General features: G+C 58.0%; 26 protein-coding genes. 8 read left to right on the top strand and 18 right to left on the bottom strand.

Translation table 11 applies throughout. The features are described 5' to 3' along the window. Position 1 precedes the first annotated feature (1 nt). The 5 genes from SPI05_RS06210 (at position 2) to SPI05_RS06190 (ending at position 3,389) form a co-directional block, all read left to right on the top strand. Positions 2–1,219 (top strand): PDZ domain-containing protein, encoded by a 1,218-nt coding sequence (locus SPI05_RS06210; RefSeq protein ID WP_321077123.1) that lies wholly within the window; start codon positions 2–4, stop codon positions 1,217–1,219. 12 nt (positions 1,220–1,231) lie between these two features. Continuing rightward, positions 1,232–2,005, top strand: a complete 774-nt coding sequence (gene rph / locus SPI05_RS06205; protein ID WP_321077121.1) for a ribonuclease PH — start codon at positions 1,232–1,234, stop codon at positions 2,003–2,005. Further along, entirely contained in the window at positions 2,002–2,697 is a 696-nt protein-coding gene (rdgB, locus tag SPI05_RS06200; protein ID WP_297346880.1) for an RdgB/HAM1 family non-canonical purine NTP pyrophosphatase, read from the top strand. The genes rph and rdgB overlap by 4 nt, the downstream gene beginning before the upstream one ends. A gap of 223 nt (positions 2,698–2,920) precedes the next feature. Further along, positions 2,921–3,190 carry a hypothetical protein gene (locus SPI05_RS06195; RefSeq protein WP_321077119.1) on the top strand — a complete coding sequence of 90 codons (270 nt, stop codon included), beginning with the start codon at positions 2,921–2,923 and terminating at the stop codon, positions 3,188–3,190. A 34-nt stretch (positions 3,191–3,224) separates the two neighbouring features. Then, positions 3,225–3,389 (top strand): hypothetical protein, encoded by a 165-nt coding sequence (locus SPI05_RS06190; RefSeq protein ID WP_004008098.1) that lies wholly within the window; start codon positions 3,225–3,227, stop codon positions 3,387–3,389. An 18-nt stretch (positions 3,390–3,407) separates the two neighbouring features. On the opposite strand, the gene murI is transcribed toward SPI05_RS06190, so the two are convergent. From murI to SPI05_RS06170, 4 genes are all read right to left on the bottom strand, one after another. Next, entirely contained in the window at positions 3,408–4,217 is an 810-nt protein-coding gene (gene murI, locus SPI05_RS06185) for a glutamate racemase (protein WP_321077117.1), read from the bottom strand. Positions 4,218–4,235: 18 nt separating this feature from the next. After that, positions 4,236–5,054, bottom strand: coding sequence for a DUF2017 family protein (locus tag SPI05_RS06180; RefSeq protein ID WP_321077115.1), 819 nt, complete (start codon positions 5,052–5,054; stop codon positions 4,236–4,238). Positions 5,055–5,069: 15 nt separating this feature from the next. Next, positions 5,070–5,372: an ATP-dependent Clp protease adapter ClpS gene (gene clpS / locus SPI05_RS06175; RefSeq protein ID WP_321077113.1), complete on the bottom strand. Its 303-nt coding sequence runs from the start codon at positions 5,370–5,372 to the stop codon at positions 5,070–5,072. Positions 5,373–5,444: 72 nt separating this feature from the next. Then, on the bottom strand, positions 5,445–5,594 hold the full coding sequence (locus SPI05_RS06170; RefSeq protein ID WP_321077111.1) for a hypothetical protein: 150 nt from the start codon (positions 5,592–5,594) through the stop codon (positions 5,445–5,447). Positions 5,595–5,741: 147 nt separating this feature from the next. Between SPI05_RS06170 and SPI05_RS06165 the strand changes: the two genes are divergently transcribed. Then, positions 5,742–7,079 carry a nicotinate phosphoribosyltransferase gene (locus SPI05_RS06165; protein ID WP_321077109.1) on the top strand — a complete coding sequence of 446 codons (1,338 nt, stop codon included), beginning with the start codon at positions 5,742–5,744 and terminating at the stop codon, positions 7,077–7,079. On the opposite strand, the gene SPI05_RS06160 is transcribed toward SPI05_RS06165, so the two are convergent. The 3 genes from SPI05_RS06160 to SPI05_RS06150 form a co-directional block, all read right to left on the bottom strand. After that, positions 7,076–7,384, bottom strand: coding sequence for a DUF3039 domain-containing protein (locus SPI05_RS06160; protein WP_282921877.1), 309 nt, complete (start codon positions 7,382–7,384; stop codon positions 7,076–7,078). The genes SPI05_RS06165 and SPI05_RS06160 overlap by 4 nt on opposite strands. A gap of 199 nt (positions 7,385–7,583) precedes the next feature. After that, on the bottom strand, positions 7,584–7,868 hold the full coding sequence (locus tag SPI05_RS06155) for an HU family DNA-binding protein (protein ID WP_004008105.1): 285 nt from the start codon (positions 7,866–7,868) through the stop codon (positions 7,584–7,586). A gap of 218 nt (positions 7,869–8,086) precedes the next feature. Beyond that, a complete protein-coding gene (locus SPI05_RS06150; RefSeq protein ID WP_321077106.1) occupies positions 8,087–9,058 on the bottom strand; it encodes a diaminopimelate dehydrogenase in 972 nt (323 codons plus the stop codon). Positions 9,059–9,337: 279 nt separating this feature from the next. On the opposite strand from SPI05_RS06150, the gene SPI05_RS06145 reads away from it, so the two are divergent. Then, positions 9,338–10,726, top strand: a complete 1,389-nt coding sequence (locus SPI05_RS06145) for a sodium-dependent transporter (RefSeq protein ID WP_321077104.1) — start codon at positions 9,338–9,340, stop codon at positions 10,724–10,726. A gap of 45 nt (positions 10,727–10,771) precedes the next feature. Here SPI05_RS06145 and SPI05_RS06140 read toward each other — a convergent pair whose 3' ends face one another. From SPI05_RS06140 to SPI05_RS06130, 3 genes are read right to left on the bottom strand one after another with little or no spacing between them, the layout of a single operon-like run. After that, complete coding sequence (locus SPI05_RS06140) at positions 10,772–11,404, bottom strand: ABC transporter ATP-binding protein (protein ID WP_321077102.1); 633 nt, start codon at positions 11,402–11,404, stop codon at positions 10,772–10,774. A 9-nt stretch (positions 11,405–11,413) separates the two neighbouring features. Then, the gene (locus tag SPI05_RS06135) at positions 11,414–12,622 is read right to left on the bottom strand and encodes an ABC transporter permease (RefSeq protein WP_321077100.1); all 1,209 of its coding nucleotides are present in this window, start codon (positions 12,620–12,622) and stop codon (positions 11,414–11,416) included. Continuing rightward, positions 12,619–12,870, bottom strand: a complete 252-nt coding sequence (locus tag SPI05_RS06130) for an FtsX-like permease family protein (RefSeq protein ID WP_321077098.1) — start codon at positions 12,868–12,870, stop codon at positions 12,619–12,621. Before SPI05_RS06130 ends, SPI05_RS06135 begins: the two co-directional genes overlap by 4 nt. Positions 12,871–12,923: 53 nt before the next feature. On the opposite strand from SPI05_RS06130, the gene SPI05_RS06125 reads away from it, so the two are divergent. Then, complete coding sequence (locus SPI05_RS06125) at positions 12,924–13,094, top strand: hypothetical protein (protein ID WP_321077096.1); 171 nt, start codon at positions 12,924–12,926, stop codon at positions 13,092–13,094. Between the two features lie 302 nt (positions 13,095–13,396). On the opposite strand, the gene SPI05_RS06120 is transcribed toward SPI05_RS06125, so the two are convergent. The 8 genes from SPI05_RS06120 to sucC form a co-directional block, all read right to left on the bottom strand. Continuing rightward, positions 13,397–14,614 (bottom strand): NADP-dependent isocitrate dehydrogenase, encoded by a 1,218-nt coding sequence (locus SPI05_RS06120; protein WP_321077094.1) that lies wholly within the window; start codon positions 14,612–14,614, stop codon positions 13,397–13,399. A gap of 129 nt (positions 14,615–14,743) precedes the next feature. Further along, positions 14,744–16,645: an AMP-dependent synthetase/ligase gene (locus tag SPI05_RS06115; protein ID WP_321077092.1), complete on the bottom strand. Its 1,902-nt coding sequence runs from the start codon at positions 16,643–16,645 to the stop codon at positions 14,744–14,746. Positions 16,646–16,697: 52 nt separating this feature from the next. Further along, on the bottom strand, positions 16,698–17,057 hold the full coding sequence (locus SPI05_RS06110; protein ID WP_297346036.1) for an intracellular motility protein A: 360 nt from the start codon (positions 17,055–17,057) through the stop codon (positions 16,698–16,700). A 93-nt stretch (positions 17,058–17,150) separates the two neighbouring features. Beyond that, a complete protein-coding gene (locus SPI05_RS06105) occupies positions 17,151–18,995 on the bottom strand; it encodes a bifunctional phosphoribosylaminoimidazolecarboxamide formyltransferase/inosine monophosphate cyclohydrolase (protein WP_321077089.1) in 1,845 nt (614 codons plus the stop codon). Between the two features lie 115 nt (positions 18,996–19,110). Next, a complete protein-coding gene (gene purN / locus SPI05_RS06100) occupies positions 19,111–19,755 on the bottom strand; it encodes a phosphoribosylglycinamide formyltransferase (protein ID WP_321077087.1) in 645 nt (214 codons plus the stop codon). Beyond that, positions 19,752–21,170, bottom strand: coding sequence for a DUF6350 family protein (locus SPI05_RS06095; RefSeq protein WP_321077085.1), 1,419 nt, complete (start codon positions 21,168–21,170; stop codon positions 19,752–19,754). Before SPI05_RS06095 ends, purN begins: the two co-directional genes overlap by 4 nt. Before the next feature lie 294 nt (positions 21,171–21,464). Then, positions 21,465–22,388, bottom strand: coding sequence for a succinate--CoA ligase subunit alpha (sucD, locus tag SPI05_RS06090; RefSeq protein WP_297721972.1), 924 nt, complete (start codon positions 22,386–22,388; stop codon positions 21,465–21,467). A 15-nt stretch (positions 22,389–22,403) separates the two neighbouring features. Next, complete coding sequence (sucC, locus tag SPI05_RS06085; RefSeq protein ID WP_321077082.1) at positions 22,404–23,564, bottom strand: ADP-forming succinate--CoA ligase subunit beta; 1,161 nt, start codon at positions 23,562–23,564, stop codon at positions 22,404–22,406. Between the last annotated feature and the right edge of the window lie 145 nt (positions 23,565–23,709).

Raw genomic sequence — 23,709 nt, 5'->3', positions numbered from 1 at the left:
GATGAACACCGATGCGCTGGATAAGGGAGCGGATACGCCTGGCCCCGAAGATTCACCGACGCTCGAATCCAAAACTGATTCGCCGCCAAAAGCCCCTGCTGACGCGCCCGCTCACCCCCGCTCCCGATGGTCTTTGAGCCGTTGGGTTCTGAGCTTTGCCCTCATCGTCCTGGGCGGGTATTTTCTGTTCCTCTATTCTTATCCTGTGGTCATCAACTATCCGGGACCGACCTTTGACGTGCTAGGCAAGGACGATAAGCAAACCCCTCTCATCGAGGTGAAAGGCGCGAAAACCTATCCAGACAACAACGGAGAACTGCGCATGACCACGGTTTCCTCCCTGGGGGGACCCGGCTCTATGGTCAGCGGTTGGGACCTGATTGTGGCGGCGTTTAGCCCAAATACCACCATCTTGCCCGAAGAAATGGTCTATCCCCACAATGTTTCCAGCAAAGACATTAAGAAGCTCGGGGTGCAACAGATGGACCAATCCCAACTCTCCGCCGAAGCGGTGGCGCTGGAATCCTTGGGGTATGACGTGAACATCACCTGGTCTGTCGCCGAGATTGCCAAAGACTCGCCCGCGGCCGGCATTTTGCGTAAGAAAGACGTGGTGCAAACCATTGCCCGTCCCGGTCAAACCCCGCTGAACGTCCACACTGTTGAGGACTTGCGCAAGTTCTTGGACACAGTGCCGAGCGGCGACACTGTTGAACTCGGTATCATCCGCAACGGCGAAGCCCAGACGGTGAGCATGAAAACCGCTCCGGTCAGGAAAGCGAACGGCAAAATCGGGAAAGGCTCGCAGCTCAGCATCTATTTAGCTTCGGACGTGGACGTTCCTCTGGACATCACTTTTCACCTTCAAGACGTGGGCGGACCTTCCGCGGGCACCATGTTTGCCCTGGGGATAGTGGAGCAGCTCACGCCCGAACACCTAACCGGAAAATCGGTGATTGCCGGGACCGGGACTATCGACTTGGCCGGTAAAGTCGGCCCCATCAGCGGAATTGAGCAAAAGATGGCGGGAGCGAAGGCTGACGGAGCCAAGTTTTTCCTGGCCCCGGCCCAGAACTGCAACGAAGTCGTTGGCAACATCCCGAAAGGACTGACGGTAGCGAAAATCGGGACGTTTTCCGAAGCGCTGGACGTGGTGCAAAAGATACGCGATGGAAAGACCTCTGAACTGCCCCAATGCACTCTCCCGACTCAGAAATAATAGACTGGGATTATGACTGAGATGATTGAGCGTGCAGACGGACGCCGGGTGGACCAGCTCCGCGAAGTGACTCTACACATGGATTGGGTCAGCGCCCCGGAAGGGTGCGTGTTGGTATCTTTTGGGAACACCCGAGTGCTGTGTTCGGCCAGCTTGACGGAAGGGGTTCCCCGGTGGCGCAAGGACTCCGGTTTGGGCTGGGTCACGGCTGAGTACGCCATGCTCCCCCGCGCTACCGATACTCGCAATACCCGCGAGTCAGTCAAGGGGAAAATCAGCGGGCGCACCTCAGAGATTTCCCGGCTCATTGGACGGGCGCTGCGCGCTTCGGTGGATTACGCCGCGTTGGGTGAGAACACGATTGCGATAGACTGCGACGTTTTGCAAGCCGATGGGGGCACTCGCACCGCCTCGATTACCGGGGCTTGGATTGCCTTGCAGCGCGCCATCGCCGTGGGTAGGGACAACGGTTTTATTCCCGGCAATCCCACACGCGACTCGGTTTGTGCCATTTCCGTGGGGATCATTGATTCCACGCCGCGCCTGGATTTGCCCTACGAGGAAGATTCCCGTGCCGAAACCGACATGAATGTGGTGATGACCGGCTCAGGAACTCTGGTGGAGGTGCAGGGAACCGCGGAGGGCGCGCCGTTTAGCCGCGCCGAGCTGGACGCTTTATTGGATTTGGCCCAGGCCGGTTGCCATGATTTGACCAGATTGCAGCGCGCGGCAGTAGACAGTGCGCCCGGTGCGGTGTTGACGCTAACAGATGGAGTAATCGCGTGAGTATTTTGACTTCTGTGCCGGATTTACGGGATAAGGACGCTCAGAAACTGAAAGTGCCGCCGGAGGCACAGGTGGTGATGGCTACGGGCAATGCCCACAAGGTTCGGGAAGTAGAGGAGATTTTACGTCCCTTGGTGCCGAGCCTGCACCCGGGAGGAATTGTCGCCTCGGGTACGCTGGGGGCTCCTGAACCGCGCGAGGACGGTACCTCTTTTTCTGCCAACGCCCTGATTAAGGCGCGTGCCCTTGCCAGCTTGGTGGACGTGCCGATTCTGGCTGACGATTCCGGTTTGAGCGTAGACATTTTGGGCGGCGCCCCCGGAATTTTTTCGGCTCGGTGGTGCGGACACCACGGGGACGACCGGGCCAATCTGGAACTGTTGTTGAACCAGCTGCAGGACATCGATGATGGCTATCGCACGGCGGCATTCATCTGTGCCGCGGTGCTGTTGGTCCCGGGAGGTGGAACATACCTGGGAAACGGGGTTATGGGCGGACGCCTGGTGCGGGAGCCGAAGGGCAAAAACGGTTTCGGGTACGACCCGATTTTTATGGCGGACGGCCAGGATGTCACCAATGGCGAACTGAGCCAGGAGGCCAAGAACACTATTTCACACCGCGCCAAGGCCTTCATTCAGATAGCTCCACAGCTCGAAGCCATGCTGGGAGTCCGCACCCGAATCACCCTGTGATTGCGCCGCGAGGTCTGGGAAAGCACCCCGCTGCGGAACACAAAACCACAATCGCCCCAATTGTCCTGACAAAGTCTGAAAATCGCCTGAAAGGATGGGGAATTTTTCTTTGATTTCCCCCGAAGTCTAGCCTTTCGCGGGGCGAAATGGCACAATAATTAGTGAGGGCAAAGGATTGCCCTCGTGGAGTTGTTTAACTTCGCCAGAGTTTCAGGAGGAAATTATGCTTTCAACTGATGTTATCGGGGCTCTGAACCCCACATTGACGAATCAGGCTTTCACGCGCCCTGCCCCGGAGCCGAGCGCGAAAGCAGACAAGCCAGAACCCATCTCGAACACCTCTAAAACCGAGGCTGCGGCTACTGGTACTCACGGTGCGTTGAACGGCAATGTTGCTGAGTTCAAGCCCGTCGTTGGCGCCTCGCAACCGACCCACGCGGATTTGCCCCACACCTACAAGTCATCGAATTCGAACCTCGATGTCATGCTGTGACGGCTATCCAACGTACTAAGGAACGGATGGAGCCATGAACCCGATTTCTGGTGCTGCGCCGATTATGGACGCAGAAACGATGAAAGCCTTGATGGTGACCGCGGTTGCCGCTCAGACAGCCACCGCGACAAAAGCTGCTACGGCAGCCGCTGCACTAAAGGTCATGAATCCCCAAGGCGGTCTCGACGTTTACGCCTAAGGATCAGTAATCTGATTCTCACACGCGCTCGACCGCGGTGACCTCTGGTCCCAAGAACCTGCGAGCCAGCCGCGTGAAAGTTTGTGTGTCCCCCGTTGCCAAGAACTGGTAGCGGGGGTTTGGTGTACCCGCGCAGTCCTCAGTGTTCAACCAGTCTTTGTCCAACAGCTGACGATAGACGTCATGGGCGGTTTCTTCCGCCGAGGACACCAGGGTCACCTCCGGTCCCATAACGTAGCTGATGACGCCGGAGAGCAGCGGATAATGGGTGCAGCCCAGCACCAGAGTGTCCACCCCCGCGTCGCGTATCGGTTCGAGGTATTCTCGCGCCACCGCTAACAACTCTGGCCCCGAGGTGATACCGCGTTCCACAAAATCCACGAATGCCGGGCAGGCTTTCGCACTGACCTGCGCTTGCTGGTAAGCGTGCAAGGCACGTTGATAGGTTTCCGTTTCAATAGTGGTGTGGGTAGCGATGACCCCGATGCGTCCGTTTCGCGTGGCGGAAACCGCGCGATGCACGGCGGGCGAAATGACCTCCAGGACGGGAATCCCCAGGGCGTCATACTTTGACCGCGCCGCAAATACCGCCGTAGCCGATGCCGTGTTACAGGCGATGACCAGCATTTTTACCCCACGTTTCACGAGTTTGTCCATGACGTTCAGTGATAATTCTTTGACTCGTTCCACGGGTTTAGTGCCGTAGGGACTGTTGGCGGTATCCCCGATATAAATCACAGATTCTCCGGGTAACTGGTCGATGATGGAACGAGCCACGGTCAGCCCGCCCAGCCCGGAATCAAAAATCCCAATGGGTGCGTTATTCACTATCAATTCCTTTGTGTTTCAACCGTCAACGGCATGCATCAACGTTTCCAGCCACCATGACAAAGCATTATAGATGCTGGCTATGGTGATTTCGTAAGCCGTGTAAACCCCTGCCTCCGGGTCAGATTCAGCCATCAGTTCGACTTCTTCGGCCCTAGTGTCGTTATCGATATCCAAGGACCACCCCAGAGCCAGTCGCGCATCGTTGATGGCGGTAACCCACACTTTCAACGTCTCCGGTTTCACCACCACCGCACCGTCGCCGTTGGCAGCCCACCGCAGACTATCAGCGACCACTCGCATGGAGGCAGCCTTTTTCGCTGCCAAGTCCGGGGTGGTCAAGGCGCGTAGTTCCGCCGCTTCCTCCGGATCTTGGCTCATCGGGCGCAAGATTGCCGCAATGTAGGGGTTTGCCGGGCGCGGACGCGGACCCAGGGGGTCAAAGTCCAGCGCCGCCAAGGTTTGATCGTCGGTCATGCCCCATGAGTTCGGTTCAAAGCCAGTGTTTCCTCGCTGGGCAGAGGCGGGTTCAGAAGTGCGTTCGCGGGGCTGTTCAGGTTCCGTCTCCGGGTCCTCGCTCGCGTCGTGCATTTCAGGACGGGACGAGATAGAAGATACCGTGTCCACGCCCAGGAGATTCTCAAACATGAGAGTGTGTTCTTTCGGGGAGCTGGGATCCAGGTCCACCCCCATCATGTCCAGGACGTCGCGCTTTTCTTCGGCCTCCATCGCGTCAGCCAGTTCCTCGAAAATCCCCGCTAGCAAGGCCGCCTCATGCGGTTCAACCCTGCTGAACCACCCTTCTGAAGGCGCGTTCAGCGCTGCAAATGCACGCATCGTGTCCGGCTCCCCTCAATCGGCTTCCTGTTCGAGCGTCGCCCAAAGACCGTATTCGTTCATGGCCAACACATCGGCCTCCATTTGTTCACGAGTTCCGGCACTGACTACCGCCCGACCGTTAAAGTGAACTTCCTTCATCAGCCGCTCAGCGCGCTCGTGCGAGTACCCGAAATAGGTTTTGAACACCCACGTCACATAGCTCATCAGGTTCACGGCATCATTCCACACCACCGTGTTCCACTGACCGGGAAGCACCCGGTCCAGCTGGGCGACCGAGGACGGAGCGTATTCGGTACCGGGTTCGACAATACTCACGTTTTAAGGTTAAAGGTTTTCTCCCAGGCGCGCAGGATTACCGCGCCCCGAAGCAAAAACGCCGGGGCTACCCTAGAGCACCAGCAGACCTACCAAACCGGCCAGGAGCAGCACCACCAGGAGGGCGACAACGACCCTGGTTACCCGGCCGCTACCGAACTTATGCGAGTTTGACACTCGGGGAACTACGTTTTTTCGAGAAGCAGCATCGTCCTTGCTCATAGCTTTATGCTACCGGCTCTCGCCGCCGCTGGCCGGCATTAACAGATTCTGGCTGGACCTGCCCTCGCGGCACGTCAAAGGCGCCGAGGGCCAGGGAGCTTCTAGGCGAAAACGAAAAACCGGGCAGGCGCTACTATAGTTATACCTATGAATACGCGCGAAACGACTTCTCTGCTGACCGATATGTATGAGCTGACCATGGTTGACTCCGCTTTGGAACACGGGATGGGGCAGCGCCAATGCGTGTTCGAGATTTTTACCCGGCGTTTTCCCTCTTCCCGGCGTTTCCTGGTGATGGCCGGAGTGGCGCGGATTTTGGAGGGGCTCAAGCGGTTTCGTTTCGACGACTCCCAACTGAAGTACCTGTCTGATAACAAAATAGTCGGACCGACGACGATTAAGTTCCTGGAAAATTACGAGTTCTCCGGCGACATTTTTGGCTATCCCGAAGGCGAAGTATTCATGGTGAACTCGCCGATTTTGACGGTGCGCGGGACTTTTGCCGAAGCCTGCCTGTTGGAAACCTACCTGCTGTCGATTCTCAACTTCGACTGCGCGGTAGCATCTGCGGCGTCCCGGATGACTATCGCTGCTCACGGTCGGCCCTGCGTGGATATGGGCGCGCGCCGGGTGCATGAGCGGGCAGCCGTTTCCGCCGCCCGCGCCGCCCAAATTGGCGGTTTTCAAGGCACCTCTGACTTGGAGGCCGGAAAACGGTACGGGATTCGCGCTATCGGCACCGCTGCCCACGCCTTTACCCTTCTGTTCGAGGATGAAGAAGCCGCTTTCACCGCTCAGATTGAGTCGATGGGTCCGGACACAACGCTGCTGGTAGACACGTACAACGTGACCGCAGCAGTCGAGAAAGCGGTGCGGATTGCTAGAGCCGCCGGCGGGGAGCTAGGCGCGGTCCGTTTGGATTCGGGCGACCTGGTGGCGGGGGCGTTTAAAGTCCGCCAACAGCTCGATGATTTGGGAGCGACTTCCACCAAGATTACGGTAACCAACGACCTGGACGAATACGCTATCGCAGGTTTGGGAGCGGCTCCGGTCGATTCCTACGGGGTGGGCACCAAACTGGTGACCGGTTCGGGAAGCCCGACTGCCGCCCTGGTTTACAAACTGGTCGCCCGCGAGGACGCAAACGGAAATCTGGAATCTGTGGCAAAACAGTCGGCTGAGAAATCGACTCGGGGCGGACTGAAGTGGGCGGGACGTGCCATCGAGGATCACACCGCCACTACCGAGTTGCTGCTGACGGCTCCGAACTGGGAGGCCGCCGCGGAATACCTGGCGAGACGCGATGCCCGCCCGCTGCAAAAGGACTTCGTGGTTGGCGGGGCTATCGACAAATCTTGGATCGGCCCCGATGCCCTGCAGCGCGCCCAGCAACGGCACATCGAGGCCCGTAATGAGCTGCCTTATCAGGCGTGGCGCCTCAGCGAGGGCGAAGTGGCTATCCCCACGGAATACGTGGATCTTTAACTGTCAGAGCCGCCAAAGAAAGGCCAGCCGGGTTGACCGTTGTGGTCTCCATTCATGGATTTCATGATTTCTTTGCACGCCGGACAAATCGGGAAATTCTTCGGGTCACGCATCGGAACCCAGACTTTACCGCACAGGGCGATGACGGCTTGGCCGGTCACCGCCGAGGCGGTAATCCGGTCTTTGCGCACGTAGTGGGCGTAACGTTCGTTGTCGCCAGGGTTGCGTTTCAGCTCGGTTTCGGTGCGTTCCAGCACCGCCGTGCCGCCTTGAGTCAGGGGTTGGCCCGCAGTTGTTTCGCTCATGCCACCATTGTAACCGCCCTGGCAACTCGCGAGACACAACCCCGGTTGTTGCTAATCTGCGATTAAATCGGGGTTACTGGTCTATATAACCACCAACCCCGATTTAATCGCAGATTTCAAACCACCACCCAACAGAAAACCCGCATAAAAACAAAGTCGGCCGCCACTGGGGCGGCCGACTTTGTACGAGATGAGTCGATTACTTGTTGGACACAGCCTTCTTAAGGGTGGAGCCAGCAGAAATCTTAACGCCGTAGCCAGCGGGGATCTTGATTTCTTCGCCGGTGCGGGGGTTGCGGCCGGTACGGGCGGCACGAGAAACGCGCTCCACGTTCATCAAACCGGTCACCTTGACAGTTTCACCCTTCTTAAGGGAGTCAATCAGGATTTCCTGGAAGGCAGACAGCGCACCGTCAGCTTCGGTCTTGGACAGGCCAGCCTTCTTAGCAATCTCAGCAACAAGTTCAGTACGATTCACAGACATGTGATTCCTTTCGGATAGATCGTCGATTTCACTTTGGTGAAATCCTCCATTAGAGACTACGCAAATTTAGCGCATTTGTCAGCGAGTTAGCAAACAATTCTCGAATTTTTCGCGGTGTTTTCCCCTTTGGATTCACTTGTTTCACAACGGTCACAAAAACACCACGGATTTAGCCCTGGCAGGGCGCACCAGGGCGGGCCGACACCGGGTACTTGCCCCTACAGCATTTCGCGGCGCAACTCCCCCGGATCACGGGGAGACAGATCGCTGAGGGTCACGTCCAGCATGGTGAACGCTCCAGTTTCGCCTCGGGCGGCTTTCCGGGCGCACGCCCGCGCCGCTGCGACCAGCACGGAGCCGGTGAACTCGGGGTTGGAATCAAGTTCCAGGCTAAACGTCAAGGATTGCCGGACCTCCGGCGAAGTGCAGCCGGTGCGAATGACCCGGCCGGCGTGGGGCATCCCGCTGTGGTTTTGCGCCATCTCCGCGGCAGTGATAAAAGTCACTGTGGTGTCATAGTCGGCAAAATAGTTGGGCATGGCTTTGATTTCCGCTTCAATCCGGGCGGTATCTGCCCCGGGCTCGGCCACCACGAAACACTCACGGGTATGCATCTGGCGAGTGCTAAGTTCCCCGGCATGCCCCGCCTGCACCGCCGCCACGGTATCGGGGACAGGAACGGTGTATTGGCGGGCATCCACTACCCCATCCAGGCGACGAATCGCATCGGAGTGCCCTTGTGACACCCCACGTCCCCAAAAGGTAGTGGTGCACCCTGAGGGCAAAACGGCGTCACCCAGCACGCGCAACATGGAGAACAGCCCCGGATCCCAGCCGCAGCTGATGATGGCGCAGTGTCCCGCGGCCTGGGCCGCCGCATCAATGCGGGAAAAATAGTCAGGAATGCGCGCGTGGGTGTCAAAGGAATCCACGGTGTGAAACCACTGGCTGGTCGCGACTCCCTGTTTCATCAAGTCCGTGGCAGAGCCGCCGCAGTTAATGCAAACATCGATGTCATCGGTGTAATCGGGCATATCCTCCACGCTGGCCACCGGCGCGCCAAGAGTTTTCACCGACTGGGGATTACGGCGGGTAAACACCACCGCCAGCTCTAAATCCGAGGCGAGCCCCAGAGCTTTTTCGACGCCGCGACCCAAATTGCCATAACCGTTGATTGCTACGCGCTGCATTGATTGACCTTACTTTCAGATAACAATTTTTTTGATTATCCTACAAATCGGGCATATCCCCTGCAAGTTAGCGTATCAATACGTGACACACTGCCCTGATTACCAGACTGACGCGCCCCTGACCGTACCTCGTGCGCATACCGGACAAAACCCGAAATACGGTCTTTCCGGTTTTGGAATGTAAGATTTTCTGCGGAGAGAACCTGCGGTGAGTTTCAATAACCGAAATGCCTCCGGCTGTCCCCACCGAAAATCGAGAGAACAAAAAGGAAGATTATTTTGGTAGATGTCAGTGTGGTTCCCGAGCAGAGAGCCTCGTGGTCAGGAAAACTAGGTTTCGTCCTCGCGGCAGCCGGTTCAGCTGTCGGACTGGGCACTATCTGGCGTTTCCCTTACCTGGCGGCGCACTACGGCGGGGGCACGTTTATCTTCGTGTTCTTTATCTTTATGCTGACCCTGGGCGTTTCGTTGCTAATTTTGGAAATTTCACTTGGGCGAAAAACGGGTGAGTCCATCATTGCTGCCTTCGCTTCTTTCGGGAAAAAGTACCGATTCATCGGCGTGTTTATCGCCGCGGTTCCTTTCGTCATCGCCTCGTTTTACGGGGTGGTTGGCGGTTGGGTGACCCACTATATGTTCGCCTACGCGGCCGGAATGACAAAAGAGCTGGCTGACGGGGGCGAGAGCTTCGGGGCGTTTATCTCTGACGGTCCGCAGTCCGTGGCGTTCATGCTGCTGTTCGGAGCGATTTCGTTCATCATAGTGGCGCTGGGAGTCAACGGCGGGGTGGAACGGGCCAACCTGATTATGATGCCGGCGTTGATTCTGGTTTCGCTGTTGATTGGCATCTTTACTTTGACCCAACCCGGCGCTCTGGAGGGCCTGAAATACTTCGTGGTCCCCGATTTTTCCAAGTTTTCACTAGAGCTGCTCATCGCCGCCCTGGGTCAAACGTTCTTTGGTCTGTCACTGGCCGCGGCGACGATGGTCACTTACGGGTCTTACATGAAAAAGGACGTCTCCATTACGTCTTCGGCTTTCCAAACGACCACCACAACGCTGGGAATCAGCCTGTTAGCGGGGCTGATGATTATCCCCGCTACGTTCGCGACCCTGGGTTCCGCTGACGAGGTGGCCAAGAATTCGGGGCCATCCCTGATGTTCTTGGTTATCCCGAAGGTGTTTGAAATGTTTGGTGGCATCGCCACCGTCATCGGTTTCGTGTTTTTCCTGCTGGTCATGTTTGCGGCCCTGACCAGCATGATTTCCCTGGTGGAGGCCTGTGTATCCATTCTGCAAGACACCTTGGAATGGAAACGGCGCAAGGCGCTGTTAGTCACCGTTATAGTTCTGAGCGCTACGGGAATCATCGTGACCCTGGGCTACAGTTCACTGTCCTTTATCCAGCCTCTCGGGGCCGGTTCGACCATACTAGACTTCCTGGACTTCCTGACCAGCTCAGTGATGATGCCTCTGGGCGGATTGCTGATGTGCCTGTTCTTTGGGTGGATACGCAAACCTGAAGTCCTCATCGACGAGGTGCGTATCTCCGGGGACTTCAAGCACTCGGGGCTGTGGAGCGTGATGATTAAATACATCGCTCCTATCCTGCTGGTGGCCATCTTTATCACCAGCGTGCTGAAAACGTTTGGTGTTATTAGCTTCTAAATATAGTTTTGCCTCCGGCGAGTCACTCACCGGAGGCAAGAACTTTTACAACTCCACAAGTTTGCGCCGCTGCAGCCGCAGGGTCACGTCGGCGTTGCGGGCAAGCTCTTTCGAGTGGGTTACCACGATGACGCACTTACCTTGCTCGTGAGCGGCCTTCTGGAGGATTTCCGTCACTCCCGCGGCGGTCGTCTCGTCCAAGTTGCCGGTCGGTTCGTCAGCCAAAATGACCGGCGCTGAGGACACTAGGGCGCGCCCGATAGCGACCCGCTGTTGCTGACCGCCGGAAAGCAGCAGGACGTTGCGTTTCGCTTCTTTCGCGTCCAAGCCCAGCTTTTCCAACATGTCCGTGCTGGCTTTCGAGTTGACCAGGCGCAAGTTCTCCAGCGGGGTCAGGTAGTCGATGAGGTTGTAGTTTTGAAACACCAGGGAAATCTGGTGCTTGCGATGGTAGGAATAGCCCTTTTTCGCGATGTCCTCCCCGTCGAAACGGACCGTGCTCGCGGTCGGGGCATCCAGCCCGGCCAGCAAACACAACATGGTGGATTTGCCGGCCCCGGAGGCTCCCAGAATGGCATAGAACTTGCCCTTCTCAAACTCATAGTTGACGTTGTCCAGGACTTTTGCTCCTGCCCCTTTGTAGGTGTAATCGATTTGATCCAACTGTAAAATACTCATTTTTTCTCCTTAACTCAGCTTGGAAAGAATAGTTTTCGGGGTTTGACGCATGATGGGGAACAACGCCAACCCCAGCGCGATGATGATGACCAGGAAACCAAGGCCCAGGGACATCGCATTCCCCGCGATTCCGTTGGCGGGCGCTAACGCCGCTAACGTCTCATTTCCGGCTTTGGACAGCACCAGCTGACCCAAACTGTTTGACAACAGCCGTCCCAGGATAACTGCCAACACAGCGCCGATGACTCCGAACAGGACCGCCTCCAGGAGGAACTGCAACCCGACTTCCAGTTTCGTCTTGCCCAGGGACAGCAGGATGCCAATCTCGGGCAGTCGCGAGCGTACCCAGAACGTCGCCACCAGGGCCAAGACCAGGGCTCCTGCCAGGCAGAATCCCCACAGTAACATTCCCAGCATCTGGTCGACCCCGGAAATGGCTTGGAGTACGTCGGCGAACTGCGCCGAGTTATTTTCCAGGCTCAGCTTGGGGGCCGTGGCCTGGGCCGCTTTCAGGACCTGGGGCAACTGGTCAGCCCGTTCGGTAAAGTAGCGGGCCGTGCTGACCTGACCGCCGAGCTTTTGCAGGGAGTCAAGGTTTGTGAACACCTGGTTTTCGGAGTTTCCCGAGGGCATGCCGGTAGGGTTTTCGGCTTTCCCGGAATAAATCCCCCCGATTTTTAGCCGCACCAGCGTGTTTTCGTGGCGCAGTTCCAGGGCGTCTCCCAGGTGCAGAGAATTTTTCTGGGCGAAGTCGCGGTGAATCATTGCCTCGACACCAGGTTTACCGATGTGAGAACCCTGTTCCAGGGTATAGATTTTCCCCAAGAACTCCGGGTTCAACGATGAATCACTGGTGCCTTTGATTCCCAGCAAATCCCCGCCGAACTCGGGATCCAGCTGAATCCCCCCGGCGGCGCTGACCAGGCTCGCATTCTCCGGTTTCGCCGCCGCCTCGCCCTCATAAGCGTGACGTTTCACCCCCGGCAAATCAGCCAGTTGTTTGCGGGCCTGGTCGGGGAGCTGACCGGTTTGGCTGGTAGCGGTAAACCCCGCCAAAACGTTGGAACTGATGGCATCACGCACACTCAACATGGTTGATTTCACCCCGGACTGGGCCACCAGGGCGGTAAACACCAAGGTGATAATCGCCACCATCAGCAGGCTGCGCCGCGGCCGACGGACGACCGAACGCCAAGATCGTGACCACACCCCGTTCATTTGTTATCCACCAACAGAGCGCGCGGGCTTTTACGTAACATGGGCAGGGAGGCAATAAAGATAAGCTCCAGGCCGTACTGTGCCATAATGCTCGCTTTCGTCACCCACATCGACAGCAGGGTTCCCCTCTCTTTCTTACGTTCGTTTAGCCACAGGCACAGCACCAGCGCCAAAATGGCCCCGGCCAGCACAAAGGCGGTGACGTTCTGGCGGGCGACATAGTTCTCTACCCCGTTCCATCCCGGCAATCTTTTTAATATCCGCGGGCTTCACGTTCCCCGCGCCCCGCGGGGTGCCGGTGTTGAACTGGGGGTTGTTCCCCAACACGAAGCCCTGCCCGGTTTTCGCATCGATTTCCGCCGCAGTGGCGTCAGTAGCGCGGGACACCGCGTTAGCGGACATCAGCACCGTAGACATCGCCAGGAAAATAGCGAAAATGATGATGGTTTTGATTCGTTTCCGGGCGACGTAACGCCAGGATCTTCCTACAAACTACAATAGATTCCCTCCTGTCGAAATGATTTAGCGTAAGCATAGTGATTTCATTTGCTCAGTAAGCATAAGCAACTGCGGCCCCGCCCGCGTCCTCTAAACCTCATACCGGGGTAGTAACCTGCAAATCCGTCCTCAGACCAGGGCACCAGGCAAATCTCGAATTGGGGAGGAGCGCCCACCACAAAGGACTTCAGACTACCAGAGCAAAACCAGACCGTAGCAAAATCACCCTAAAAATGGGGAATTCCGCGGAAGCCCGCGGAATTCCCCAGGAGCCTGCTAACCCAAGCGAGCCTGCAGATTCTCGTCCAACGCATTCATGAAGTCGTCGCTGGTCAACCAGGGGGTGTCCCCGCCGACCAACAGCGCCAAATCCTTGGTCATCTGACCGCCCTCGACAGTCTTCACAATGACATCCTCGAGGGTCTCGGCGAACTCAATGACCGCCGGAGTGTTATCGAGCTTGCCGCGATGCGCCAGCCCACGCGTCCAGGCATAGATAGAGGCAATCGGGTTAGTGGAGGTCTTTTCCCCACGCTGCCAAGCCCGGTAGTGGCGCGTCACCGTGCCGTGAGCCGCCTCGGCCTCAACCGTGCGCCCGTCCGGGGTCATCAGCACGGAGGTCATCAACCCCAGCGAGCCAAAGCCCTGTGCTACTGTGTCGGACTGGACATCACCGTCATAGTTCTTGCAAGCCCACAGGTAGCCGCCCTCCCACTTCAAGGAGCTGGCGACCATGTCATCAATCAACCGATGTTCATAGAGCAAACCGGCAGCCTCAAACTTGGCCTTGAATTCGGTTTCATAGATTTCAGCGAAAATGTCTTTGAACTGGCCGTCATACGCTTTGAGAATCGTGTTCTTCGTGGAGAGATACACCGGATACTTCCGTACCAGAGCGTAGTTAAAGCAGGCGTGGGCGAAATCCCGAATGGAATCGTTAAAGTTGTACATCCCCATGGTGACACCGCCCGCTTCAGGCATGTGAATAACCTCGTGCTCAATCGGGGCGGAACCATCATCAGGCACCCAACTCAACATCACCTTGCCGGCACCGGGAACCTTAAAGTCGGTCGCCTTGTACTGGTCGCCGAACGCGTGACGCGCCACCACAATCGGCTTGTCCCAGCCCTTCACCAATCGAGGAACGTTCTGCATAATAATGGGTTCGCGGAAAATGACACCGCCCAGAATGTTGCGGATAGTGCCGTTGGGGGACTTCCACATTTTCTTCAGTCCAAATTCCTCCACGCGGGCCTCATCAGGGGTGATGGTCGCACACTTCACGCCCACACCGTACTTCTTAATGGCATTGGCGGAATCGACAGTGACCTGGTCCTCAGTCTGGTCACGATTTTCGATACCCAAGTCGTAGTATTTCAGGTCCACATCCAGGTAAGGCAAAATGAGTTTTTCGCGAATCTGTTGCCAAATAATGCGGGTCATCTCATCGCCATCGAGTTCGACAACCGGATTTTCCACTTTGATCTTCGCCATTTTTACTCCTTGTAGAGGTCAATTTTCTGGGCTTATCGCCACCACCGAAATTTTACTCGATATCGAGATAAATTTCCAGGAAAGTTTCCCCCGGAGTTGCGATTGGCTTCCCGCGAAGACTCAGCGGCCTTACTTCACCAGCTTGTCAGCGTAAAGTTCCTCAATTTCGGCAGCAAACGCTGCGGCAGCCTCCTTGCGCTTGACTTTCATCGACGGGGTCAGCAGACCGTTCTCGACGGTAAAGGCGGTCGGCAAGACCTTAAACTTGCGGATAGACTCGGCGCGGGACACGCGGGCGTTGACCCGTTCCACCGCTCGCGAAATCGCCTGGAGAACCTGGGGATCCTTGGAGGCGGTCAGCGCGTCCATCGTAGGCATACCGTGGTTCTTTAGCCAGGTCGGCAACATATCCGTATCCAGGGTAATCAGGGCGGACACGAAAGGCATCCCGTCGCCTACCACCAACACTTCGTTAATTAGGGCATACTGACGCAGCGGATCCTCCAGCACGGAAGGAGCCACGTTCTTGCCCCCGGCAGTGACGATGATGTCCTTGGCGCGCCCGGTAATCTTCACGAAACCGTCTTGGTCAATAGTCGCCAAATCGCCGGTCTTAAACCAGCCGTTTTCAAAAGCCGCCTCGGTTTGTTCCGGGTTGTTGTGGTAGCGATGGAAGATGGCCGGGCTCTTTGCCAGCAGCTCGCCGGAGGGGGAAATCTTTAGGTCAGTAGATGCCACGGCGGGACCGACCGTCCCGATACGGTAATTCTTAATGTTGTTGAAACACAGCGGCGCACAGGTTTCGGTCAATCCGTAGCCTTCCAACACCGGCATTCCAATGCCGCGGAAAAAGTGCCCGAGTTCCTCGCTCAACGGCGCCCCGCCGCAGATCACAAACTTTAGATTCGGCCCAAACAGCGACAAAATCCGGCGATAAACCAACTGGGAATACACCAAACGTTTCGTCCGCAGCCGCCGGCTGGGACCTTCCGCGGTATCCAAAGCCCGTGAATACGCTTCGGCGACCTTTACCGACCGAGAGAAGAAGATCCGCGAAATCCGGTGCGCTCGGGCTTGGACCTGAGCCGTGTTGTAAATCTTTTCCAACACCCGCGGCACCACCATCACGTAGGACGGTGCGAATTCCTGCAGGTCAGTAATGAGGTTGCGGATATTGGGAGCATGACCCAGGGTGCCCGCCCCCCACACTTGAATCAACTGCAGGTATTGAGCCAAAACGTGAGCCAGAGGCAGGAACACCAGCAGCCGAGAGGACGGATACCCCGCGATTTCTGGCATCCACTTCATGCCGTTGGCCAGCAGTTCCATCCAGTTCCCGTGCGTGATTTCCACGCCTTTGGGCTTTCCGGCGGTCCCCGACGTATACACAATCGTGGCCAAATCGTCGATGGTCACCGCATGAGAACGCTCATCAACCTGGAAATCGGGAACGTCCATACCGGCCTTTTTGATTCTGACTACCGCGGAATCTTCCAGGCACAACACGTTTTTCAAACTGCGGCCGCAATCCTGTTTCGAGCTGACCAGCTCACGCATCGCGTTCGTTTCGCACACCACCAGAGAGGGGTCGGAATCCTCTAGAATCCACGCGATTTGTTCCGCGGAATCCGTCTCATAAATGGGAACCAGCACCAGTCCGGCGCAGAATCCTGCGTATTCCAGCAGCATCCAGTCATACGAGGTGTGACCCATGATGCAGAAGCGATCCCCGGGCTGCAAGCCCATCCCAATCAAGCCACGCGCCACCGAGTGAACATCCTCGTTGAACTCCACAGCCGTCATTGGCCGCCACCCGCCGAGCTCGGTCTTGCGGTCTAACAGTTTCGCGTTGGGCAGACGGCGCACCCGATCCTCTAAAGTCCAAGGTAAAGTTTGGTGCGTCTCGGCAGTAAACAACCGGGGGCAATGCCAAAACCGCTCGCCGCCCACTTCCACCCATCCGGGCTTGTCCATTGGATTTTGTGCCCGCGTGGTAATCTCATCTCGATTGTTTCGTCTCTCATCAGCCATAGGGTTAGCTTACCAACTTTCTAAATTATCCCGTTATCGAGTTTATCGCAGTTCATTCCGGCAATACCAGCATCACCAGGGTAATCCCCGCTGCTGCCGCAACCAGTACCGTGACATCAAATATAGTTCCCCGCGCCCTGGTCCAAGCATGGCGGTTAGTCAGGCGAAACACCGCCAGCGCCAGCAGCGCCACAACCAGACCCCAAACCGCTGCTTGCCACCATCCGACTACAGACAACACCAACAGGACCACTACCGCGGCTCCCAACAGCAGCACTTGGACACGGCTGGGAGCATCGAACGGATGCGGACCCGAGTCAGGCACCAAGACGGGCTGGTCAGGTGTCACTGAATCCAGCGACTGCCAGTCCGGCACGGCGGGTTCGGAGTTTTGGGAGTCAGGGGTGTTCAACAGTTTCCCTTGATGGTTTCTGGGTCGGTTACAGTAATCAGGCAGGGGGCGGCGAGACCGGCAATCGCCCAATCACCGCTCCCGCCGGTGCTTCTAGTGGAAGAAGTGACGCACCCCGGTGGTAAACATCGTGACCCCGGCCTTTTCACACACATCAATGGTTTCCTGGTCACGGATAGAACCGCCGGGCTGCACGATGGCTTTCACACCCGCGTTAATGAGGATTTGCGGCCCATCGGCAAACGGGAAGAACGCGTCAGAAGCCGCGACCGCTCCGCGAGCTCGCTCGGGTGGAGCCGCCACCGCCAAATCCTCGGCACGAGCACCCCCGGCCACATCGCTTTGACTCGCGGCGGCGTCTCCGGTTTCACGTCCGCCCAGGGTGTTGGCACGTTCCACCGCCAGTTTGCAGGAATCCACCCGGTTGACCTGGCCCATGCCGATGCCGACCGTCGCCCCGTCATGCGCCAAGAGAATGGCGTTAGACTTCGTGGCGCGGATTGTCTGCCAAGCAAACTCCAGGTCGTGCAGGGTCGCTTCGTCAACGTCAGGACCGCACACCTTGGTCCACCCGCTGGAACGGTCCCCTGGCTCCGCCACGTCATCACGCTGCTGAGCCAGGTATCCCCCGCTGACCTGGCGCACTTCCAGAGCCCCTCGGGCTGGCGGGGTGACACGCAGCACGCGCAGGTTCTTCTTTGCCGCCAAGGCTTTCACCGCCCCCGGCTCATAGGACGGAGCCAGCACTACCTCGGTGAATATCGGGGCAATCTGTTTCGCCAACTCCACTGTCACCGGACGGTTCACCGCGATAACACCGCCGAAGGCACTGACCGGGTCACAGGCGTGGGCTTTGCGATGCGCGGTAGCGACATCAGCGGCTACCGCAATGCCACAGGGGTTGGCGTGTTTGATAATCGCCACGCAAGGCTCCGCGTGGTCATAAGCTGCGCGTATCGCCGCGTCCCCGTCCGTGTAGTTGTTGAACGACATTGCTTTGCCATGTAGCTGAATCGCGTTGGCGATGCCGGGAGCGGGCTTGGACTGGGGGTCCGAACCAGCTCGGTCGCAAGCCTCGATATCGTCCAACTCGGGGTGATGAGCGCAGGCGGGACAGTTGCAATCCCCGTCGGGATTCTCTTCCATCATGTCCGCGATCTGTTCAAGGTCAACGTAAAGAGCCGCAGACTGATGCGGGTTTTCCCCGTAGCGCAGGGAGGCAATCCGATCCCCGGAGAGCTCCACCCATTCCGACATCACGGAATCCTCATCCGATTCATCTTGCGACGCCGCCGCACCGATACCTTCCATGGCGAAACGAGTAATCTGGTCGTCAAACCAGGTAGCAATGGCAGCGTCATATTCAGCGGTATGCGTGAAAGCCTGAGACGCCAAGATTCGGCGTTCGCGCAGGTCAAAGCCACCTGCCCGGACTGCTTCGATGACGGTGCCGTAGGCGTAGGGTGACACCACGACCGCCACCGAGGGGTGGTTCTTTGCTGCGGCGCGCACCATAGAAGGCCCGCCGATGTCAATCTGTTCCACACAGGCGTCAAAGTCGGCACCGCTGGCTACCGTGTCCTCGAAGGGGTAAAGATTGCACACCACCAGGTCTATCGGCTCGACCTGCAGATCCTGCAGTTGCTTGACGTGGTCAGGTTTGCGCCGATCTGCGAGGATACCGGCGTGAATGTGCGGGTGAAGGGTTTTGACCCGCCCTTCCAAGCATTCGGGAAAGCCCGTCACGTCCTCTACCGGGGTGACGGGGAGACCCGCTGCCGCAATCTTTTTTGCGGTGGAGCCGGTGGAAATGATTTGCACACCGGCTTCGACCAGAGCCTGCGCCAGTTCTTCCAGTCCGGTTTTGTCCCACACGCTAATCAAAGCCCGCTTGATGGGAATCTGAGTTTCCCTATTCCGATTTGTCGTTTCCGCCACCTTGCCTTGCCTTCCTTCATCGGGTTCATCGTTTGTATTTAAAAATCAACAGTTATTCGGACCTCTCTCGGGAGCCGCAACCGCGATGCCGCAAAAGAAGCCTCACGGTTCAATCCTAGTCACTTTCAAAACCGGCACGAACTTCGTCTATCCACCAGCCGTGCTGCACCATCCGGCCGACGCTGTCGACTAACTGGGCACGTTCGGCGACTTTGATTCTCTCAGTCAACGATTCGAGGTTGTCATCGTCGTGAACCGGAACCGCCACCTGGGCCAGGATTGGGCCGGTGTCCATGCCCGGATCGACAATGAACAACGTCGCCCCCGCCAGTTTCACTCCGGCTCGCAGCGCATCGCGCGGTCCGTGAATGCCCACGAAAGAGGGCAGCAGCGAATTGTGGGTGTTAACCACGCGGGAGGGCCACTGAGCTAAGAATTTCGGACCCAATATTTTTAGGAATCCGGCGCTGACTATTAAATCCGGTTCCCAGGACTGCACCGCTGCCGTGAGCGCGCTATCCCAGGCTTCCCGATCGGGAAAGTCCCCCAAACAAACTGTGGCAGTGGGAACCCCTTGTGATTGTGCCCATTGCAAACCCCCGGCTGTTTCCCGGTCGGAAACGACCCCCACTATTTCCGCGCCGTAAGCGGGGTTCGCGGTCGCTTTGTAGAGCGCCTGAAGATTAGAACCTTCCCCGGAAATTAGCACCACCAGGCGGGAGGGGCGGCCACCGGGCAGCGTTAAGACTCGCTTCGTCATAAGTCGATTCTAGCAGTGGGAAGGGCCTCCGGATTCTTGCCCGAGACCCGCACCGCGAAGCGCCGGGTTGCTTCGCGGATCCACGGATGATTCAGCAGGGCGGTCACCACGAAAGGTACCCCCCAAGCCAGCACCCCCGCGTAGAGGGTCGAGCCGAGAGGACCCACGTTCACCAGACGGCCCGGCCCTAGTGAACCGCTGACAAACCACACGATGAGCAGCCCGCCCAGCAGCAATCCCGCCAGGAACAGGGCCAGAGACAACGCGGTGTCAGCCAGTCCGAGCCGATGACGTCCGCCAAGGTAAAGACCCAAGCCAATCGCTAGTGCCACCGGGAAAATCAGAGGCCACCACCCTACCGGCACGTCCGGCAACCACGCCAACACCGGCACCGGAGGCAAATCGCCCCCAATGACCTGGCCGGGAGAAAACACTGTCCCTTGACCCAGGCTGATGCCCGGACCGGTGATCCACGCGGCACTCCACACCAGCAAAGTCGGCAGGTAAGCAAGGATGACCAGTACCATCGCCACGGAACCGAGCGCGTCCGGTTTCAGCCCGGTCCAGATGGTGTGCATTTGCTCCCAGCCGGTAAACATGGCCGCAACCAGAAAAACCGCGGAAAGAGCCGCGCCGCCTGCAGCGAGTACCCGCAGGCAGCGGCTCGCCAAACTCAGCCACGGCCACGGTTCACCCTCAGGAAAGAACGCGGTCACATTCCACCAGGTCAGATGTCTGGCCACGGCAAAGAACACTATCACTGCGAAAAATAACGAAAAAATGAACGCGCGCCACACCACCAGGGAAACTGCGGCAAACCCCAGACACACCCAGCACGGAACCAGGAAGGCCAACAGACCCCACGCCAAAGCCGCGGCGTTCGGGGGTTTTGCCGCCCGCAAACTCGCTGCCAGCATCATCCCAATCAGCAGGGTGAGTCCCCACGGAGTGAGGGAAAAACGCATCGTTTCGCTGGAAAACTCGGCGCGGAATGCGGCGGCAAAAATAGCATTGCCCACCGCCAGGGCATCGCTCCACTTCGTCCCTTCTTCGGAAGGGGTGGTCGCTGTGGGCATCCACACAGCAATCGCCAGAAGCACCAGCACCGCCCAGTTTATCGCCCAAGTCTGGAATCCCAGCCACAGGGAGCGCCAAGTTCCCGCAGGGAACAGTTCGGCGCGGGTAGGTTTGCGGAATACAGAACGGAAAACAGAGCGGAAATCGAGGCGGCGAAAACGTTTTGGCGCGTTCAGTCCCGCAGAACCGGCGCCGGTCAGGGACGCGGGCGAACCTGTGCGTTCCTCGCTGGGGTCGGTCGGCAGAGATTGGCCGTCAGGAGCGGTGTTGACGCGACGCTGACGCCTCCCCGGACGAGTCGGGGGACGCTGACCAGGACGGTTAGACCGTGCGTCCATAACTCTCCTCCCCGGCGCCGTGAGCCGCGCCTCGTCCCACCTAAGTATAGGAAACCCACAGAACCTCGCGGACTTGCCGCGCCGAAGAGTCCGCCCACGAAGGCACGGCAGGGGTTCGGCTTAAGCGATAGAAATTCGCGATTAAATCGACGTTGCTGGCCTATATAACCACCAACCCCGATTTAATCCCCAATTAGCAACAACCCCTGCCGGAACACCCGGGTAATCAGCCAAAAAGGGCGCGGCCGAAACCTCAGTTCCGACCGCGCCTCTATAGAAAGCTAGGGCAAAACCTTATTTGCTCTGCATGATTTCCCGGGCAATGCGCGCGGTTTCACTCGGAGTCTTGCCAACGCGCACCCCCACAGCCTCGAGGGCTTCTTTCTTGGCCGCTGCAGTCCCGGAAGAACCGGAGACGATAGCGCCCGCGTGACCCATGGTCTTGCCTTCGGGTGCGGTAAAGCCCGCCACGTAACCCACTACGGGCTTGGTGACGTGCTCTTTGATGTAGGCGGCCGCGCGCTCCTCGGCGTCACCGCCGATTTCGCCAATCATTACGATGAGTTCAGTCTCAGGATCCTTTTCAAAGGCCTCGAGGGCGTCGATGTGGGTCGTGCCGATAATCGGGTCCCCGCCGATGCCGATGCAGGTGGTGAAGCCCAAGTCGCGCAGTTCGTACATCATCTGGTAGGTCAGCGTGCCGGACTTGGACACCAAGCCGAGCTTTCCGCGCGGGGTGATGTCGCCGGGGGTGATGCCGACATTGGACTTGCCGGGGCTGATGATACCGGGGCAGTTCGGGCCAATCATGCGCACCCCGTGGGACTTCGCGTAGGCGAAAGCGGCGTTCGTGTCCTGGACAGGAATGTGCTCGGTGATGACCACCACCAGCTCCATGCCGGCATCCACGGCTTCGATGATGGCGCCTTTCGCGCCCGCCGGGGGCACGAAGATGACCGAAGTGTTCGCGCCTGTCGCGGCCTTGGCATCGGCAACCGTGCCATACACCGGGACGCTGACGGTGCCGCCCTGGACCGAGTCAGCCAGCGGGCCGTAGGGAACGACGTCGAATTCGACGGTAGTTCCGGCCTTTTTCGGGTTCGTGCCGGCGACCACCTTGGTGCCGTAAGCGAGCATTCGGGTCGTGTGCTTGCGGCCTTCCGAACCGGTCATGCCCTGGACAATTACTTTGGAGTTTTCATCAAGAAAAATCGACATTGTGGTGCTTCTCCTTTACTTCGCGGCCAGCTGTGCAGCCTTGTCGGCGGCTTCGTCCATCGTTTCCATCATGGTGACCAAGGGGTGATTGGCGGCTTTCAGAATCGCACGCCCCTCCTCGACCTTGTTGCCATCCAAGCGCACCACCAGGGGTTTCGTCGCCTGGTCTCCCAAAATCCGCAGCGCGCCGATAATGCCGTTCGCGACCTCATCGCACGCGGTGATACCGCCGAAGACATTGACGAAACAGGATTTGACCTGCGGGTCAGTCAGAATCACATCCAGACCTTTTGCCATCACCTCTGCCGAGGCGCCCCCGCCGATGTCCAGGAAGTTTGCAGGCTTTGTCCCGTACTTTTCCCCGGCGTAAGCCACCACGTCCAGGGTGGACATAACCAGACCAGCACCGTTACCGATAATGCCGACCTGGCCTTCCAGACGAACGTAGTTCAGCCCGGCCTCCTGCGCCTTGAGTTCGCGCTCGTCAGCCGCCTTGTGGTCGACCAGTTCAGCATGTTCGGGGTGACGGTAGCGGGCATTGTCGTCCAAAGTGACCTTGCCGTCCAAAGCGATGATGTCGCCCTGCTTGGTTGCCACCAGCGGGTTTACCTCCACCAGGGTGGCGTCCTCACCGGTGTAGACATCCCACAGTTTCAGGAATACCGGGACAACCTTCGCGGCAGTCTGCGGGTCGAATCCAGCTTCGTCGGCAATCTGGCGAGCCACGGCCTCGTCCATGCCAGAAGCGGGAATCGGCACCTTCGCCAGCGCTTCGGGCTTTTCTTTGGCGAGCTGTTCGATTTCCATCCCGCCTTCGACAGAGCACATCGCCAGGTTCTGGCGATTAGCACGGTCAAGCAGAATCGAGAAGTAGAACTCCCGGTCGATGTCAGCACCAGCCGCCACCATCACGCGGTAAACAGTGTGGCCTTTAATGTCCATACCCAAAATCGCCTGGGCGTTAGCTTCGGCTTCCTCCGCGCTGCGAGCCAGTTTAACGCCGCCAGCCTTACCGCGACCACCGGTCTTAACCTGGGCTTTTACTACTGCCAGCGGAGCACCCAAGGCGGTGAAAGCAGCCTTGGCCTCCTCCACAGTGCTTGCGACTTTGCCCGGCAAAACCGGGACTCCATGCTTATCAAACAGGTCACGCGCCTGGTACTCGTAGAGGTCCACGCTGTTCCTTTCGTTCTAGAAATTATGTCTCGACATCGAGATATTTCTAGTGTATCGAAAAAAAACAAATTTTCCACCCCGATAACTCCGGGCCAGCCGCGAAAATTGCGTCTATGCTGGAAGCGTGTCTTTTTAGGACGTTAGC

Origin of the sequence: Mobiluncus sp. (genome assembly GCF_034180645.1) — a bacterium.
GTDB lineage: Bacteria > Actinomycetota > Actinomycetes > Actinomycetales > Actinomycetaceae > Mobiluncus.
The sequence above is the reverse complement of the archived record's forward strand: the minus strand, read 5'-3'. Positions and strand labels throughout refer to the sequence as shown.

Bases quoted from the DNA above. Each gene is read 5' to 3' on its own strand.
- SPI05_RS06210 (WP_321077123.1), top strand. From the start codon at position 2: ATGAACACCGATGCGCTGGATAAGGGAGCGGATACGCCTGGCCCCGAA.
- rph (WP_321077121.1), top strand. From the start codon at position 1,232: ATGACTGAGATGATTGAGCGTGCAGACGGACGCCGGGTGGACCAGCTC.
- SPI05_RS06195 (WP_321077119.1), top strand. From the start codon at position 2,921: ATGCTTTCAACTGATGTTATCGGGGCTCTGAACCCCACATTGACGAAT.
- SPI05_RS06190 (WP_004008098.1), top strand. From the start codon at position 3,225: ATGAACCCGATTTCTGGTGCTGCGCCGATTATGGACGCAGAAACGATG.
- SPI05_RS06180 (WP_321077115.1), bottom strand. From the start codon at position 5,054: ATGCGTGCATTTGCAGCGCTGAACGCGCCTTCAGAAGGGTGGTTCAGC.
- SPI05_RS06170 (WP_321077111.1), bottom strand. From the start codon at position 5,594: ATGAGCAAGGACGATGCTGCTTCTCGAAAAAACGTAGTTCCCCGAGTG.
- SPI05_RS06165 (WP_321077109.1), top strand. From the start codon at position 5,742: ATGAATACGCGCGAAACGACTTCTCTGCTGACCGATATGTATGAGCTG.
- SPI05_RS06160 (WP_282921877.1), bottom strand. From the start codon at position 7,384: ATGAGCGAAACAACTGCGGGCCAACCCCTGACTCAAGGCGGCACGGCG.
- SPI05_RS06155 (WP_004008105.1), bottom strand. From the start codon at position 7,868: ATGTCTGTGAATCGTACTGAACTTGTTGCTGAGATTGCTAAGAAGGCT.
- SPI05_RS06150 (WP_321077106.1), bottom strand. From the start codon at position 9,058: ATGCAGCGCGTAGCAATCAACGGTTATGGCAATTTGGGTCGCGGCGTC.
- SPI05_RS06140 (WP_321077102.1), bottom strand. From the start codon at position 11,404: ATGAGTATTTTACAGTTGGATCAAATCGATTACACCTACAAAGGGGCA.
- SPI05_RS06135 (WP_321077100.1), bottom strand. From the start codon at position 12,622: ATGAACGGGGTGTGGTCACGATCTTGGCGTTCGGTCGTCCGTCGGCCG.
- SPI05_RS06120 (WP_321077094.1), bottom strand. From the start codon at position 14,614: ATGGCGAAGATCAAAGTGGAAAATCCGGTTGTCGAACTCGATGGCGAT.
- SPI05_RS06115 (WP_321077092.1), bottom strand. From the start codon at position 16,645: ATGGCTGATGAGAGACGAAACAATCGAGATGAGATTACCACGCGGGCA.
- purN (WP_321077087.1), bottom strand. From the start codon at position 19,755: ATGACGAAGCGAGTCTTAACGCTGCCCGGTGGCCGCCCCTCCCGCCTG.
- SPI05_RS06095 (WP_321077085.1), bottom strand. From the start codon at position 21,170: ATGGACGCACGGTCTAACCGTCCTGGTCAGCGTCCCCCGACTCGTCCG.
- sucD (WP_297721972.1), bottom strand. From the start codon at position 22,388: ATGTCGATTTTTCTTGATGAAAACTCCAAAGTAATTGTCCAGGGCATG.